Source organism: Agromyces sp. 3263 (assembly GCF_031456545.1).
Taxonomy (GTDB): domain Bacteria; phylum Actinomycetota; class Actinomycetes; order Actinomycetales; family Microbacteriaceae; genus Agromyces.
Genome location: NZ_JAVDUV010000001.1, coordinates 2805071 through 2819759, shown reverse-complemented (window position 1 = coordinate 2819759; position 14689 = coordinate 2805071). Strand labels below are relative to the sequence as shown.

Here is a 14689-nt window from a genome sequence, read left to right as displayed (position 1 = left end):
CGTCCAACAAATCGAGCGGATATCGCCATGGCGTCGACAATGGCGCGGCGCGTTGGGTCAGCCGGGCGGGTAGAGGTACAGCGCCGAGCCGGCCGGGATGGTGCGCCGGTGGTAGGAGTGGTCGGAGTTCTGGTTGTACTCCTCGATGTTGACCGAGCCATCGGCGTTGATCGACTGCACGTAGGCGACGTGGTTGTAGGGGAACCAGGCGACGGCCCCGATCACCGGCTCGCTCGAGGTCGGCCACCCCTTGGCGGCCCATGCGTCGGCCCACGCGTACGCACTGCCCGATGCGAGGTTGCCCCAGTCCCACTTCCACGGGGCGCTGGTCACTCCTGCGTCGCGGTTGAGGCGCCACGCGACGAAGTCGACGCACTCGCGGTAGTAGTAGCGCAGCGGAGACAGGCCGCCGCCGTAGTCGTCGGGCACCTGGTCCCACCACGGGTAGTCGTCGCCCTCGGCCTTGACCGTGTAGATCGCGTAGCTGCCGGAGCCGCGTGACGCGAGCTCGGCCGCCCATGCGGACTGCTGCGCCTCCTCGGCATCGATGCGGGCCTGTTCGATCTCGGCCTTGGTGGTCACCGCGTAGGTGTCGGACGACAACGGGGCACCGCTCGCGAGTGCCGACACGTCGACGTCCTGCGCCTCGGCGCGGGAGAGGCTGAAGGCGCCGGATGCCGCGAAGCCGCCGATGCCGGGCATGATCGCGTAGGCGGGCAGGGCGACGGTGCCGACGATGGCGGGGACGACCAGCATCGTGGCGAACACGCGCACCGGCCGGTTGCGGCGCACCGTGCGCGACGAGCCCATCACGGGGCGGGCTGCATCCCCGGCGGGGGCCTGACGGGCCGTCGGCGCGGGAACGGCGGACACCGTGGCCTCGCGGGCCGAGCGTGCGCGGCGAGGGGCCTTCGGCGCGGTGCGACGGATGCGACCGCGATCGGCCGCTCGCCGCTCAGAGCGCGTGCGCTCGTGGGCGTCGTTCTCATCGTCACCGTGCAAGTGTGGAACCTCCGGATCCCGCTCGAGGCCGCACTGCGGCCCGGAGTGGGTTGGCTTCTCGTGAGATCTCGGAGGTCGGGGGTCTCCGGACTCGTACCACCATAGGGCACGTCCGCATGGATGTCACGGCGGGATCAGGCGGCGGTGGCGAGGTACTCGTCCCACTGCGGGAGCGGGCGCTCGAATCCGCGCACGACCCAACTGCGCCCCTGGGGCATGCCCGGCGTGAACCGGAGCTCCCAGCCCATCTCGGCCGGCGTGTGGTCGCCCTTGGTGTTGTTGCAGCGGAGGCAGCACGCCACGAGGTTCTCCCAGGTGTCACGACCGCCGCGGGATCGCGGGAACACGTGGTCGATCGTCGCGGCCGACCGGCCGCAGTAGGCGCACCGGTGCTCGTCCCGGCGCAGTACGCCCCGGCGGCTGACCGGGACCGCGTGCACCCGTGGGGTGCGCACGTACCGGGTGAGCAGGATGACGCTCGGACGTTCCCAGGAGCCGCTCGCGGCGCAGACGGGATTGCCCTCGTCGTGGAGGATGACGGTGGCCTTCTCGTTCATGACGAGGAGCAGCGCTCGCTTGAACGAGACGACGGCGAGCGGCTCATATCCGGCGTTGAGCACGAGGGTGCGCATGAAGTGCCTTTCGATCGGTGCTGGATGGCTTCCAGCCGCGTGAACGGACTGACGCGCCGAGCGCACGAAGGCGTGCCGGAGGGAGGGCCGTCGCCGAGGAACGCGATCCGCCCGGAGAACGAAGAACGGGCACCGTCATGAAGACAGTGCCCGTTGCGGCGTTCGCCCGGATCGTGCTCGGCTGACTGCTGCGCCGTTGGCGGAACTGCGCGCGCGCATCCGTGGAATGGATGCTGCGCGTCGCGACCATCGGCTTCCCCTGCCCGGTTCTCGGATCGTCAGGCTTCAAGGGTAAAGCACGAATGGCGCGCCAGGGCTTCCTGGCGCGCCATTCGTGTGCGGTGTCACGAGATGTTCACGAATCAGATGCCGATGCGCACGATGTAGTAGTCGCTCGTCCAGATCGGCTGCACTCGCACCGAGGCGCCCTCATACGGTGCGTGCAGGATCATGCCGTTGCCGGCGTAGAAGCCGTCGTGGCCGTCCATGATCACGAGATCGCCCGGCTGCGCGTCCGCCTCGGAGATGCGGGTGCCCATGGCTCCCTGCCCGGCCGAGGAGTGCGGCATGCTCACGCCGAACTGCGCGTAGACGTACATCACGAAGCCCGAGCAGTCGAAGCCGGCCGGCGTTGCGCCGCCGTAGACGTAGGGCGTGCCGATGTACTGCGTGGCGACGCCGTAGACGCTCCCGAGGTCGAAGTTCGGGTACGGCGGGTTCGCGAGGAAGTCGCCGACCGAGGGGCCCGAGTAGGACGCCGCGTACGAGGTCATCTGCGACTCCGCGGCCTGGCGCGCGGCCTCGGCGGCGGCGGCGGCAGCTGCCGCGTCGGCGGCGGCCTTGATCTCCTCGGCCGTCGTGGCCGCATACGCGTCGGTCGTGACCGGCGCCGCGATCACGTCGTCGGTGACCTCGACGGACTGCGCCTGCGCCTTCGTCAACGCCGTCTCGGCCGAGGTGCCGAACTGCGGGCCCTCGCTGCCGGGGGTGAACGCGTAGGCGGGGATCGCGAGGGTGCCGACGATGCCGGCGGCGACCGTCATCACGAGGACGTTCGCGAGGCCGCCGCGCCGCAGTCGGCGGGTCGACGGCAACGGTGCCGCGGCGACCTTCGCTGCGAGTTCAGTGGGTGGTGGGGTGGTCGGGGACTTCGTGGCGACCATCGCCTTCGAAGCGGCCCCTCGCGTCGTCTTCCGGGTCGGACGTCGCTGCGGGAATCGAGCCAAAACGTGTACCTCCGCCGCCCCACGACCGGTGCGGCCGTCCCACCTGGAGCGCAAGCTGCGCAGTCACGGGTTCCGGATCGAGCGGTGGGCGCCGGGGGGCGATCTCGATCCTGTTCCACCGGCTGGCTTTGGCGCCGGCGGACTCGATCGAGGATACGCGAGGGTTGGTCGAATGTCACATTCTGATCACGGAGTGGCCGTGATCAGGGATTATTCTCCGACGAAGATGTGACCGGCGACCTCGCTCGGCAGTTCGAGACCACCGTCGACGCCGTCGACCTCGACCAGGATGTACGGCCCGGCCGCGCTGAACGAGGCACGTGCGCCCGGCATCACGCCGGCGTGCTTGAGCTGGGCGAGCAGCTCGGGATCGAACTGCACGGGCTCTCCGAGGCGGCGCACGACGCCGCGCACCGGCTCGTCGCTCGCGGAGACCGCGTCGAGCACGCGCACCACGCCCTGCATGAACGGATCGGCTGCGGGAAGGCCCAGCTCTTCGAGACCCGGGATGGGATTGCCGTACGGCGACTCGCGGGGCCCGCCGAGCAGCTCGATCAGGCGGCGCTCGACCTGCTCGCTCATGACATGCTCCCACCGGCATGCCTCGTCGTGGACGTACTCCCACTCGAGGCCGATCACGTCGGCGAGGAGGCGCTCGGCCAGGCGGTGCTTGCGCATCACGTGCACGGCCTTGCTTCGCCCGTCGGGGGTCAGCTCGAGGTGGCGGTCGCCCGACACGACGACGAGCCCGTCGCGCTCCATGCGGGCGACGGTCTGCGAGACGGTGGGCCCGGAGTGACCGAGGCGCTCGGAGATGCGTGCACGGAGGGGCACGATGTCCTCCTCCTCGAGATCGAGGATGGTGCGGAGGTACATCTCCGTCGTGTCGATGAGATCCGTCACCAGAAGCCCTCCCTGTCGCAGCCCGTCATCCAGCCTAGCGGCCGCCGCCCCCTCGCTAGACTCGTGCGCATGCCCAGCCTCGTCATCCCCAGTGACCTCCTGCCCGCCGACGGTCGGTTCGGCTGCGGTCCGTCCAAGGTCCGCCCCGAGCAGCTGGCGCATCTCGCCGCCGAGGGCCCGCGGCTCCTCGGGACCTCGCATCGGCAGGCGCCCGTGAAGCAGCTCGTCGGCCGGGTGCGCCAGGGCATCTCCGAACTGTTCGACCTGCCCGACGGGTACGAGGTGGTGCTCGGCAACGGCGGCTCGACCGCGTTCTGGGACGCCGCGGCATCCGGCCTCATCGAGCGGCGCGCGCAGCTCTGCGCCTTCGGCGAGTTCGGCCAGAAGTTCGCCGGCGCCGCCGCGGCGCCCTGGCTCGAGGCGCCCGACGTGCGCAAGGCCGCGCCGGGCGGCCGATCGAATCCCGAGGCGGTCGAGGGCGTCGACGTGTACGCCTGGCCGCACAACGAGACGTCGACCGGCGTCATGGCCCCGGTGACCCGCGTCGAGGGCGACGACGGTGCGCTGACCGTGATCGACGCGACGAGCGCCGCGGGCGGCGTCGCCGTCGACCCGGCCGAGTTCGACGTCTACTACTTCGCGCCGCAGAAGAACTTCGCCTCCGACGGAGGGCTCTGGTTCGCGCTCTTCTCCCCCGCCGCGATCGAGCGGGTGGAGCGCATCGCCGCGAGCGGCCGTTACATCCCCGAGTTCCTCTCGTTGAAGAACGCCGTCGACAACTCGCGGCTCGACCAGACGCTCAACACCCCGGCGCTCGCGACCCTGCTCCTCCTCGAGAACCAGCTCGAGTGGATGAACGGCTCGGGCGGCCTCGCCTGGGCCGATGCCCGCACCCGCGATTCCTCGTCGGCGCTCTACGACTGGGCCGAGCGCACCGAGGTGACCACGCCCTTCGTGGCCGAACCCGCCGACCGCTCGCAGGTCGTCGTCACGATCGACTTCGACGAGTCGACGGATGCCGCGCGCATCGCGTCGGTGCTCCGCGAGAACGGCATCGTCGACACCGAGCCCTACCGCAAGCTCGGACGCAACCAGCTGCGCGTCGCCACCTTCACGGCGATCGAGCCCGACGACGTGCGCGCGCTGACGTCGTCGATCGACTACGTGCTCGAGCGACTGGGCTGAGGTCCGGTGCGACTCTGGCTGAACGACTCCGAGCGGCGCCCCGATCCGGCGCCGGCGCGGGCCGACGCACGCAAGGCCGTGCTGGCGGGCACGGTCTCATGGCTCGTGGCCCTCGTCGTCACCCTGGTGTTCCGTGCCCAGCTCGAGGCGGCCGACCTGGGCTGGCTCGTCTGGGCGTGCGTCACCGGCGTCGTGCTGGGACTCGTGGGGCTGGTGGTCGTGCAGGTGATCCGTCGGCGGATCGCCCGTCAGGAGACCGGCTCGGCCAGCTGACCCTCGTCACCCTCGGTCGGCTCGTCGTCGCCTGATTCGTCGAGGGCGTCGATGTCGATGCCGTCGAACTCGTCGTCGCCGTCGTCGTGCCCGAACGCCGCGTCGAGTTCCGCATCGTCGTCATCGTCGAGATCCGAGTCGTCGTCCTCGTCGAGATCCGAGTCGTCGTCCTCGTCGAGGTCGTCGTCCTCGTCGAAGTCGTCGTCGTGCTCGTCGTCGCCGTCGTCGTGCTCCTCATCGTCGTGCTCGTCGTCCGAACCGGCGGCCTCCGCGGCGGCGGCCGCAGCCGCCTGCTGTGCCGCGCGGTAGTCGGCGAGCCGCTCGGACCACGGGATCCACTCGGGCGCCAGGAGCGCGGTGTCGCCGGGCATCAGCTCGGTCTCGAGCACCGTCGGCTCGCCGTCGTCGACCCGGGCGATCGTGACACTCCACCGCCACCCCGGGTAGCCCGCGAGGTCGGCAGCGAACAGCATGGTGAGCACGTGCTCGCCCTCGGCGACGTGCCCGATGACGGATCCGACGGTCTCGGGCGGGGTCACCTCGAGGAGCGCACGACGGGCGAGGTCGACGGCGTCGAGGAGGATCACGTCGGGCTCGAACACCGGCACAGCGACATCCGCAGGCTCGTCGAGGGTCACCGCCACGGCATCCGCCGGCTCATCGGTCGACACGGGCGCGGCATCCGCCGGCTGGTCGATCGGGGTGGCGTCGACCTCGTCGACGGGCCCCTGCTGCTCAGGCATCGAGATCGTCTGCGACCTTGCGCAGCACCGCCGCGACCGTGCGCGACTTCGACTTGTCGGGGTAGCGGCCGCGCCGGAGGTCTGCGCCGATGCCGTCGAGCACCTTCACGACGTCCTCCACGATGATGGCCATGTCGTCGGCGGGCTTGCGATTGATCTTCGCGAGGCTGACCGGCGCCTCGAGCACCCGCACCGAGAGCGCCTGCGCCCCGCGCTTGCCCTGAGCGACGCCGAACTCCAGACGGGTGCCCGCACGCACGGTCGCGCCGGCGGGAAGAGCGGATGCGTGGAGGAAGACCTCCTGGCCGTCATCGGAGCTGATGAAGCCGAACCCCTTCTCCTCGTCGTAGAACTTGACCTTGCCGGTGGGCATCGTGTGAACCTCGCTCGCGTGGGGATGGACGGGCCGAATCGGGCTTCCGTCCTCGGTCCAGTCTAGAAGCCCGGGAGCCCTGCGTCCGCCCGCTGCCCTATTCTGGTGAGGTGAGCGACTCAGGCCCCATCACCCAGCACCGTGCCGAGCGCATCCTCGCCTACATGTTCGTCGCCATCGTGGCCATCTCGATCCTCGCGTTCATCGCGGTCATGATCGGCACCGCCAACGGCGCAGGAGCCGACGACGGCTTCAGCCAAGGCGTCTGGCCCCTGGTGCTCACGCTGCCGCTGTTCGGGCTGCCGATCGCCTTCCTCCTGCTCATCGCGCTCCTCATCGTGAACGGCGTGCGACGATCGCGCGCCGGTCGCACCGGATCGAGCTGACCCGCCGCCGTGCTGGAGCTCGCCGCACGTCTCCGCGAGCTGTCGCGAACAGATCTCGCGTCGGCGTTGCAGTCGCGCGAGTTCGACCCCGTGGGCGTGCGCGACCTCTTCGACCTTGCCGAGGTGCTGCTCGCCCCTGACTCGATCGACCACGCGCTGAGCCGGCTCGATCGCCGCCACCTCGCGGTGCTCGCCGCCGCATCGGCCGTCGCCGACGAGCACGGCGACGCCACGGCGGCGTCGGTGCACGACCAGCTCGTCGAGCTCGGGGCATCCGACGAACTGGCGGATGCCGCGCCGGCCCTGCTGGCGCGGCTGGGCACGCTCCTCCTGGTCGTCGAGACCCCGAAGCGCGTCCACGTGCCCACCGCGGTCTCGGCACGACTGGCCGCGCACACGCCCAGGGACATCCCGACGGCGGCCGACCTCGCGGCACCGGCGCCTCCCGTGCTCGTGAGCGTCGACCAGGTCGACCGCAGCCTGCTCGAGCGCCACGCCGCCGAGGCGGCCTACGCCACCGTCGCCGCGACCGCCGAACTGCTCGCCGAACTGGGGCTCCAGCCCGCGCGGGAGCTCGCGAAGGGCGGGCTCGCGCTGCCCGACTCGAAGCGCCTCGCCGAGTCCAGCGGCATCGCCCTCGAGGCGCTGCCCCGCCTCTTCCACCGCGCCGACGAGGCGGGCCTGGTGGTGCGCGACGGCGCGTTCTGGCTCGAGTCCGACCTCGGTGCGGAGTGGACGCAGCAGAGCGCAGCAGCCCGGTGGCGCCGGCTCGCGCAGTGCTGGCGCGACCGCGTGCCCGCTCCGCTCCGCGAGCTCGTCGCGCGCCGCAGCGAGCACCTCACGGCGACCGACCTTCGCGACGATGTGCACTGGTTCTACCCGGCCGGTGGCCGCTGGATCGAGGAGGGCCTCGACCGCCTCGTCGGCGACGCCGAGTCGCTCGGCCTCGCCGTCGCGGGCGAACCCGTCGAGACCGGTCGGCTCGTGCTCGCCGGCGACATCGATCGCGCCGCGCGGCTGCTCGCCGCGCACTTCCCCGCACAGGTCGACAAGGTCTACGTGCAGCACGACCTCTCCATCGTGTCGCCCGGTCCGCTCGAGCCCGCGCTCGACGCGAGGCTGAGGGGCTTCGCCGACGTCGAGGGCCGCGACCTCGCATCGACCTATCGCGTGAGCGCGGCATCCGTGAACCGGGGGCTCGCGGCGGGCGAGACGTCGGAGTCGATCCTCGCGTTCCTGCACGGCCTGTCGCTGACCGGCATCCCGCAGCCGCTCGCCTATCTCGTGGGAGAAGCGGCGTCGCGGTTCGGCTCGGTGCGCGTGGCCGCTGCCGACGATGCCGATGCGCCGGCGCGCGCCGCGATCCGCTCCGATGACGAGCAGCTCGTGCGCACGCTCGCGGTCGACCAGTCGCTGTCGTCGATCGGGCTGCGCCAGACCGGCCCGCACCGGCTCCTCTCCCGGTTCACGCCCGACGTCGTGTTCTGGGCGCTGTCCGATGCGAGGTATCCGGTGGCCGCCGAAGACGGGAACGGCGAGATCATCCGGCTGCGTCGGCACCGCCTCGCCACGGCACCCCCGCCGCCGCCGAAGACCGACCCGGTCGCCGCCCTGCTCGACCGCGTGCTCGCGACCGGCGACGCCGGCGCCACCGAGCAGGCGTGGCTCGCCCGCCAGCTCGAGGCCGCGGCCCGCGCGAAGGAGACCCTCACCGTCACCGTGCGCATGCCAGGGGGCCAGACCGCCGACTACCTGCTCGCTCCCGCGAGCGTCGCGAACGGACGACTCCGCGCCCGCGATCGCAAGGCCGACATCGAGCGCACGCTGCCCCTCTCCGCGATCGCCGCGGTCTCCCCGGCGCCCACCAACGTCTGAGGCGCGGGCGACGGATGCCGCGTGGCGGCCGTCGTCCCCCGAAGCGGGCGTAGACTCGAACGCTATGTCAGACGGCCCACTCATCGTGCAGAGCGACCGCACCGTGCTCCTCGAAGTCGCCCATCCGCTCGCGGAGGACGCGCGGCACGACCTCGCGGTCTTCGCCGAGCTCGAGCGCGCCCCCGAGCACGTGCACACCTATCGCATCACCCGTCTCGGGCTGTGGAACGCCCGCGCCGCCGGCCACGGAGCCGAGGACATGCTCGGCACGCTCGAGCGGTACGCCAAGTTCCCCGTGCCGCAGACCGTGGCCGTCGACATGCGCGAGACCGTCGGCCGCTACGGCCGGCTCATCGTCGACCGCACCGACGACGGCGCCCTGCGCCTGTACTCCACCGACATCGCCGTGCTCACCGAGGTGGCGAACGCCAAGCGCATCGCGCCGCTGCTCACCGAGCGGATCGATGACGAGAGCTTCCTCGTCGCGGCGTGGGCGCGCGGCGCCCTCAAGCAGGAGCTCGTGAAGCTGGGCTGGCCGGCCGAGGACCTCGCCGGGTACACGCCCGGCACGCCGCATCCGATCGACCTCGACCAGACGAGCTGGCACCTGCGCGACTACCAGCAGAAGGCCGTCGACAACTTCTTCGACGGCGGCTCGGGCGTGGTCGTGCTGCCGTGCGGCGCGGGCAAGACCCTCGTCGGCGCCGGCGCCATGGCCACGGCGAAGACCACCACGCTCATCCTCGTGACCAACACGGTGTCGGCCAGGCAGTGGCGCGACGAACTGCTGAAGCGCACGAGCCTCACCGCCGAGGAGATCGGCGAGTACTCGGGGCAGGTGAAGGAGGTCAAGCCCGTCACCATCGCCACGTACCAGATCCTCACCGCGAAGCGGAAGGGCGAGTACGCCCATCTGGCGCTGCTCGACGCGCTCGACTGGGGCCTCGTCGTCTATGACGAGGTGCACCTGCTGCCCGCGCCCGTCTTCAAGCTCACCGCCGAGCTGCAGGCGCGCCGTCGCCTCGGCCTCACCGCGACGCTCGTGCGTGAGGACGGGCGGGAGGGCGACGTGTTCTCCCTCATCGGTCCCAAGCGGTTCGACGCGCCGTGGAAGGAGATCGAGGCGCAGGGCTTCATCTCCCCCGCGGCCTGCTACGAGGTGCGCATCGACCTGCCCCAGTCGGAGCGGCTCGCGTACGCGGCATCCGCCGACGACGAGCGGTACCGGCTCGCGGCGACCGCACCCGCGAAGCTCGGCGTGGTGAAGGAGCTCGTGGCGAAGCACGCCGGCGAGCGGATCCTCGTGATCGGCCAGTACCTCGACCAGATCGACGAGCTCGCCGAGACCCTCGGCGCCCCGCAGCTCACGGGCGCGACGCCGGTCGACGAGCGAGAGCGGCTCTTCCAGGAGTTCCGTGACGGGCGCACCCCGGTGCTCGTCGTGTCGAAGGTCGCGAACTTCTCGGTCGACCTCCCCGAGGCGACCGTGGCGATCCAGGTGTCGGGCTCGTTCGGCTCGCGCCAGGAGGAGGCCCAGCGCCTCGGCCGCCTGCTGCGGCCGAAGGAGTCGGGACTCTCGGCGAACTTCTACACCCTCGTCGCCCGCGACACCGTCGACCAGGACTTCGCGCAGAACCGACAGCGGTTCCTGGCCGAGCAGGGCTACAGCTACACGATCCTCGACGCGCACGGGCTCGCGGCGTAACCACCGCACCCGTGCGAACCGCCATGTCTCCGGCATGGGCGAAAAACCGATTGCAGACTGCAAGCGGAGTGGCTACCCTCTGGACATACCGATTGCACTTCGCAATCGGTTTTGCAGGGAGGAGACACCCATGTCCAACGTCGTCTGCGACGTCGCCGTCTCGATGGACGGCTACATGGCCGGACCCGGCCAGACCCGCGACCTGCCCTTCGGGAGGATCGAGCACAACCGCCTCTACGACTGGATGATCGAGGACGGCGCGGAGAACCGGGACGAGTTCGACGCCATGCTCGACGCCGGCGCCTTCATCATGGGGCGCAACATGTTCGGCCCCGACCGGGGCGAGTGGGACCTCGACTGGAGCGGGTGGTGGGGCGACGAGCCGCTCTACCACGCGCCGGTGTTCGTCCTCGCGCACCGGGAACGACCCGACCTCGCGATGGCGGGCGGCACCACGTTCCACTTCGTGACGGCGGGACTCCACTCGGCGCTCGAGCGGGCCAGGGCGGCCGCCGGCGACCGCGACGTCGTGATCGTCGGTGGCGCCGCGACGGTCAACCAGTTCCTCGCCGCCGGGCTCGTCGACGAGGTCCGCGTGCACGTGACGCCCACGATCATCGGGGCGGGCCCTCGCCTCTTCGACGGGGTGCCGCCGGCGGCGTTCGAGCAGGTCTCGTCACGGGGGACCTCGCTCGTCACGCACCTCGCGTACCGGCCGGTGCGCTGACCCGCGGCCGCCGGGCTCGCTCGACGCGGAGCGTTCGACCGCGTCACGCGCGCGCGTTCGACCGAGTCAGCGCGCCCGTGAGTACCGCAGCAGCAGCAGGTCGCCGGCGGGGATCGCATGCACGAGCCGCATCCGTTGCTCGACCTCGGGCGCCCCGCGCACGATGCGGCCGGCGCCGCCCGCGACCAGGAGCGGACTCAGGCTGAGGCAGAGCTCGTCGACGAGATCCGACTCGACCAGCGAGCCGAACAGGTGCGGGCCGCCCTCGCAGAGCACCTGCCGCAGGCCGAGGCGGGCGAAGGCGTCGAGCATCGCCGCGAGGTCGACGGTGTCGTCGCCGCACACCAGCACATCGGCGACCTCGGCGAGCGCGTCGCGTCGGTCGGCGGGCGCCGCGTCGCGCGTCACGACGATCGGCCGCTCCACCGCGCGCGCGAACACCGGATGCTCGGGACCGAGGTCGAGACGCGACGAGACCACGGCCAGCCGGGGCTGCGGCGGGAGCCCGCGCGACCGCCGCCACGCGGCATCCGCTTCGCCGACCTGCAGGCCGCCGTATCCCTCGACCCGCACCGTGCCCGCGCCGACCAGCACCACGTCGGCGAGCGTGCGCAGCACCTGCATGGCGAGGCGGTCGTGCTCGTCGCCGAGGCTCCCGCTTCGCCCCTCGAGGGTCACCGCCCCGTCGAGGCTGGTGACGAAGTTCATCCGCACCGCGGGCATCTCGCGGTCGGCGATCGCGTAGGCCTCGAGGAGCTCTTCCCTCGTCGGCGCGGTCATGGCTCCTCGTTCGGGCCGTCGCCCATGTTGTGCCTGAGATGGGTCGGTTCGCGCCATCCCATGACGGCCTCGATCATCCGCGCCGCGTCGACCGATTCGGCGACGTTGTGCATGCGCAGGATGCGGGCGCCCTGGGTGACGCAGAAGACCGCCGCCGCGAGGGAACCGGCGAGTCGAGCGTCGCGCGCGCGGTCGAGCGTCTCGCCGATGAAGTCCTTGTTCGACACCGCGGCGACGAGCGGGAACCCGAGCCGTGTGAGCTCGCCGAACCGTCGGGTCAGCTCGAGGCTGTGGCGTGTGTTCTTGTTCAGGTCGTGCCCCGGGTCGAGCACGATCCGCTCCTCGGGCACGCCGTGCGCGACGGCGAGTGCGGTGCGCTCCTCGAGGAACGCGGCGACCTCGCCCACGACGTCGTCGTACTCGGGCCGCGGGAACCACTGGCGGGGTTCGGCACGGCTGTGCGTGATGACGAGCGTGGCAGCGGATGCCGCGACCACCTCCGCGATCGCCGGATCGTGCACGCCCGTGGTGTCGTTGATGACGTCGGCGCCGGCGGCGATGGCCGCGGCGGCGACCTCGGCGTGGAACGTGTCGACGGAGAGCGCGGCCCCCGCACCCGCGAGCGCCGCCACGACCGGCACCACGCGATCGATCTCCTCGCCGACGGGGATCGCGGGACCCGGCCCGAACTTCGCGCCGCCGATGTCGATCCACGCGGCGCCCTGCGCGATGGCGCGCTTGCCGGCGTCGACGGCGGCGTCGAGGCCGAAGGTCGCGCCGCGGTCGTAGAACGAGTCGGGGGTGCGGTTGACCACGGCCATCACGGCGATGGAACGTCGGAAGTCGACCTCGCGACCCGCGATGCGACGCACCGGATGGGCGAACGCGGGCTCGACCCAGCCGAGCGGGCCGCTCACGCGGTGACCTGGGCGGCGCTCGCGCGGCAGGGGGAGGTCATGCCGTCGCCTCGGCGACGAGGCGCTCGAGGGGCACGGCCGGGTCGACGATCCGGGCGCCATCGATGCGGGCCCGTGAGCGGATGAGCTGCTGCACCTGCTCGTTGACGTCCCAGACGTTGACGTTCATGCCTGCGACGACCCGGTCGTCTGCCAGCCAGAAGGCGATGAACTCGCGCCCCGGCACGTCGCCGCGGAACACGGGCTCGACGCCCGCCATGAGAGGACCGTAGCCCGAGAACTCCATGCCGAGATCGTACTGGTCCGTGTAGAAGTAGGGCGGCTCGTCGAACTCGACGTGCTCGCCGGCCATCGAGCGGCCGGCCGCGGGGCCGTGGTGCTCCGCGGTCGCCCAATGCTCCGTGCGCAGGTGCCGGCCGAGGAAGGGCTGGTACACGTTCGCGACGTCGCCCACGGCGAAGACGTCCTCAGCGCTCGTGCGGAACGCGGCATCCGTCATGACGCCGTCGTCGACCTCGATGCCGGCCGCCTCGGCGAGTGCGGTCGCGGGCGAGGCGCCGATGGCGACGATCACCGCATCTGCGGGCACCACCTCGCCGCCCTCGAGTGCCACGCCGGTCGCGCGGCCGTCATCGCCGGCGATCCCGTGGACCTTCGTCGACATGCGGAGGTCGACCCCGTGGTCGCGGTGCAGGCGCGCGAACACCTCGCCCGCTGCGCGGCCGATCGCTCCCTCGAGCGGCACCGCGTCGGGCGCGACGACCGTGACGTCGTTGCCGTAGCCGCGCGCGGCCGCCGCGACCTCGAGCCCGATCCAACCGCTGCCGATGAGCGCGATGCGACGACCCCCGGGCGAGAGCAGCTCGCGGAGCGCCACCGAGTCGCCCACCGTACGCAGGGTGTGGACGCCGGCGAGGTCGGCGCCCGCGCCCGGCCACCGACGCGGCTCCGACCCGGTCGCGAGCAGCAGGCGGTCGTAGCCGAGGTCACGGCCGTCGTCGAGCCGCACCCGGTGTCCCCCGACGTCGAGCGCGGTGGCACGGATGCCGCGGAGCACGTCGACCCGGTGCTCGGGGTACCATTCCGCGGGATGCACGTCGAGGTCGTCGCGGGAGCCGCCGCCGTTCAGGAACTCCTTCGAGAGCGGTGGACGGATGTACGGCATCTCGTCCTCCGCCGCGACGAGGCGCACCAGCCCGTCGTAGCCCGCCGCCCGCGCCCCCTCCGCCGCGCGAGCGCCTGCCAGGCCGCCGCCGATGATCAGGATGCTCCGCTCGCCGTTCATGAGGCCCGCCCCGTTCCCCGGGTCGCGCACCGCGACTCGAATGCCTGTCGGAGGCGCGGATCCTCGGTGAGGAGTCCGGAGAACCTGCTCGTCGTGGTCACGCTGCCCACGATACGTGGCCCGCGCAGTGACATGCAGAGGTGTTCGGCCTCGAGCACGACGCCCACGCCGCGCGGGGCGAGCTCGACGTCGAGCCACTCGGCGATCTGCTCCGTCATCCGCTCCTGCACCTGGAGCGCCCTCGACACGTGCTCGACGATCCGCGCGAGCTTCGACAGGCCGACCAGGCGGTCCCCCGGCAGGTAGCCGACGTGGGCGACGCCGCGGAACGGGAGCAGGTGGTGCTCGCAGAGCGAGTGGAACGGGATCTCGGTGAGGAGCACGAGGTCGCCGTATCCCTCGTCGTTCGGGAACGTGGTGACCCGGAAGGGCTCGGGCGACAGCAGTTCGATGAGCGCGTCGGTCGCGCGCCGCGGCGTGTCGGCGAGGTGCGGCGACCCGAGGTCCTGGCCGAGGGCGGCGAGCAGGTCGGCCATCGCGCGCTGCGCGCGATCGCGGTCGATCGGGGGCGCCTCGTCGTCGGCGACGGCGTGCAGCGGCACGAGGGCGGGCGTTCCATCGGGGCTCATGCAGCACCTCCAGCGTCTCGTTCGGCGGGGCCGGGCGGCCCATTCCGC

At 71.8% G+C, this 14689-nt stretch carries 16 protein-coding genes; 6 read left to right on the top strand and 10 right to left on the bottom strand.

Annotation, left to right across the window (positions count from 1 at the left end; all coding sequences use genetic code 11):
- Window positions 1-57: 57 nt before the first annotated feature.
- The 4 genes from J2X63_RS12900 to J2X63_RS12885 all read right to left on the bottom strand — a co-directional run bounded on the left by J2X63_RS12900 (window position 58) and on the right by J2X63_RS12885 (window position 3763).
- Complete coding sequence (locus J2X63_RS12900; RefSeq protein WP_309977663.1) at window positions 58-1002, bottom strand: CHAP domain-containing protein; 945 nt, start codon at window positions 1000-1002, stop codon at window positions 58-60.
- Between the two features lie 134 nt (window positions 1003-1136).
- The gene (locus J2X63_RS12895; protein ID WP_309977661.1) at window positions 1137-1634 is read right to left on the bottom strand and encodes an HNH endonuclease; all 498 of its coding nucleotides are present in this window, start codon (window positions 1632-1634) and stop codon (window positions 1137-1139) included.
- Window positions 1635-1996: 362 nt separating this feature from the next.
- Entirely contained in the window at window positions 1997-2797 is an 801-nt protein-coding gene (locus J2X63_RS12890) for a C40 family peptidase (RefSeq protein WP_309977659.1), read from the bottom strand.
- A gap of 273 nt (window positions 2798-3070) precedes the next feature.
- Window positions 3071-3763, bottom strand: coding sequence for a metal-dependent transcriptional regulator (locus tag J2X63_RS12885; RefSeq protein WP_309977658.1), 693 nt, complete (start codon window positions 3761-3763; stop codon window positions 3071-3073).
- Between the two features lie 69 nt (window positions 3764-3832).
- Between J2X63_RS12885 and serC the strand changes: the two genes are divergently transcribed.
- On the top strand, window positions 3833-4948 hold the full coding sequence (gene serC / locus J2X63_RS12880; protein WP_309977656.1) for a phosphoserine transaminase: 1116 nt from the start codon (window positions 3833-3835) through the stop codon (window positions 4946-4948).
- Between the two features lie 6 nt (window positions 4949-4954).
- Window positions 4955-5221, top strand: coding sequence for a DUF2530 domain-containing protein (locus tag J2X63_RS12875; protein ID WP_309977654.1), 267 nt, complete (start codon window positions 4955-4957; stop codon window positions 5219-5221).
- Here the strand turns inward: J2X63_RS12875 and J2X63_RS12870 are convergent.
- Together J2X63_RS12870 and J2X63_RS12865 are read right to left on the bottom strand one after the other, a co-directional pair.
- Window positions 5197-5964, bottom strand: a complete 768-nt coding sequence (locus J2X63_RS12870) for a DUF3027 domain-containing protein (RefSeq protein ID WP_309977652.1) — start codon at window positions 5962-5964, stop codon at window positions 5197-5199. The genes J2X63_RS12875 and J2X63_RS12870 overlap by 25 nt on opposite strands.
- Window positions 5957-6337, bottom strand: a complete 381-nt coding sequence (locus tag J2X63_RS12865) for a cold-shock protein (RefSeq protein ID WP_159603760.1) — start codon at window positions 6335-6337, stop codon at window positions 5957-5959. Before J2X63_RS12865 ends, J2X63_RS12870 begins: the two co-directional genes overlap by 8 nt.
- A gap of 110 nt (window positions 6338-6447) precedes the next feature.
- Here J2X63_RS12865 and J2X63_RS12860 point away from each other — a divergent pair, with 110 nt between their 5' ends.
- The 4 genes from J2X63_RS12860 to J2X63_RS12845 all read left to right on the top strand — a co-directional run bounded on the left by J2X63_RS12860 (window position 6448) and on the right by J2X63_RS12845 (window position 11030).
- Window positions 6448-6723, top strand: coding sequence for a multidrug ABC transporter ATPase (locus J2X63_RS12860; RefSeq protein ID WP_309977648.1), 276 nt, complete (start codon window positions 6448-6450; stop codon window positions 6721-6723).
- Window positions 6724-6732: 9 nt separating this feature from the next.
- Window positions 6733-8598 (top strand): helicase-associated domain-containing protein, encoded by a 1866-nt coding sequence (locus tag J2X63_RS12855; RefSeq protein ID WP_309977646.1) that lies wholly within the window; start codon window positions 6733-6735, stop codon window positions 8596-8598.
- Between the two features lie 64 nt (window positions 8599-8662).
- Complete coding sequence (locus J2X63_RS12850) at window positions 8663-10303, top strand: DNA repair helicase XPB (protein ID WP_309977644.1); 1641 nt, start codon at window positions 8663-8665, stop codon at window positions 10301-10303.
- A 130-nt stretch (window positions 10304-10433) separates the two neighbouring features.
- Window positions 10434-11030, top strand: a complete 597-nt coding sequence (locus J2X63_RS12845; protein ID WP_309977642.1) for a dihydrofolate reductase family protein — start codon at window positions 10434-10436, stop codon at window positions 11028-11030.
- A gap of 66 nt (window positions 11031-11096) precedes the next feature.
- Here J2X63_RS12845 and J2X63_RS12840 read toward each other — a convergent pair whose 3' ends face one another.
- Genes J2X63_RS12840 through folE form a run of 4 tightly spaced genes read right to left on the bottom strand, consistent with a single transcriptional unit; the run spans window position 11097 to window position 14641 of the window.
- Window positions 11097-11810, bottom strand: a complete 714-nt coding sequence (locus J2X63_RS12840; RefSeq protein WP_309977640.1) for a pyrimidine reductase family protein — start codon at window positions 11808-11810, stop codon at window positions 11097-11099.
- Complete coding sequence (folP, locus tag J2X63_RS12835; RefSeq protein WP_396133135.1) at window positions 11807-12727, bottom strand: dihydropteroate synthase; 921 nt, start codon at window positions 12725-12727, stop codon at window positions 11807-11809. Before folP ends, J2X63_RS12840 begins: the two co-directional genes overlap by 4 nt.
- A 37-nt stretch (window positions 12728-12764) precedes the next feature.
- The gene (locus J2X63_RS12830) at window positions 12765-14012 is read right to left on the bottom strand and encodes an FAD-dependent oxidoreductase (RefSeq protein ID WP_309977638.1); all 1248 of its coding nucleotides are present in this window, start codon (window positions 14010-14012) and stop codon (window positions 12765-12767) included.
- Window positions 14009-14641: a GTP cyclohydrolase I gene (folE, locus tag J2X63_RS12825; protein ID WP_309977636.1), complete on the bottom strand. Its 633-nt coding sequence runs from the start codon at window positions 14639-14641 to the stop codon at window positions 14009-14011. The genes J2X63_RS12830 and folE overlap by 4 nt, the downstream gene beginning before the upstream one ends.
- Window positions 14642-14689: the final 48 nt, after the last annotated feature.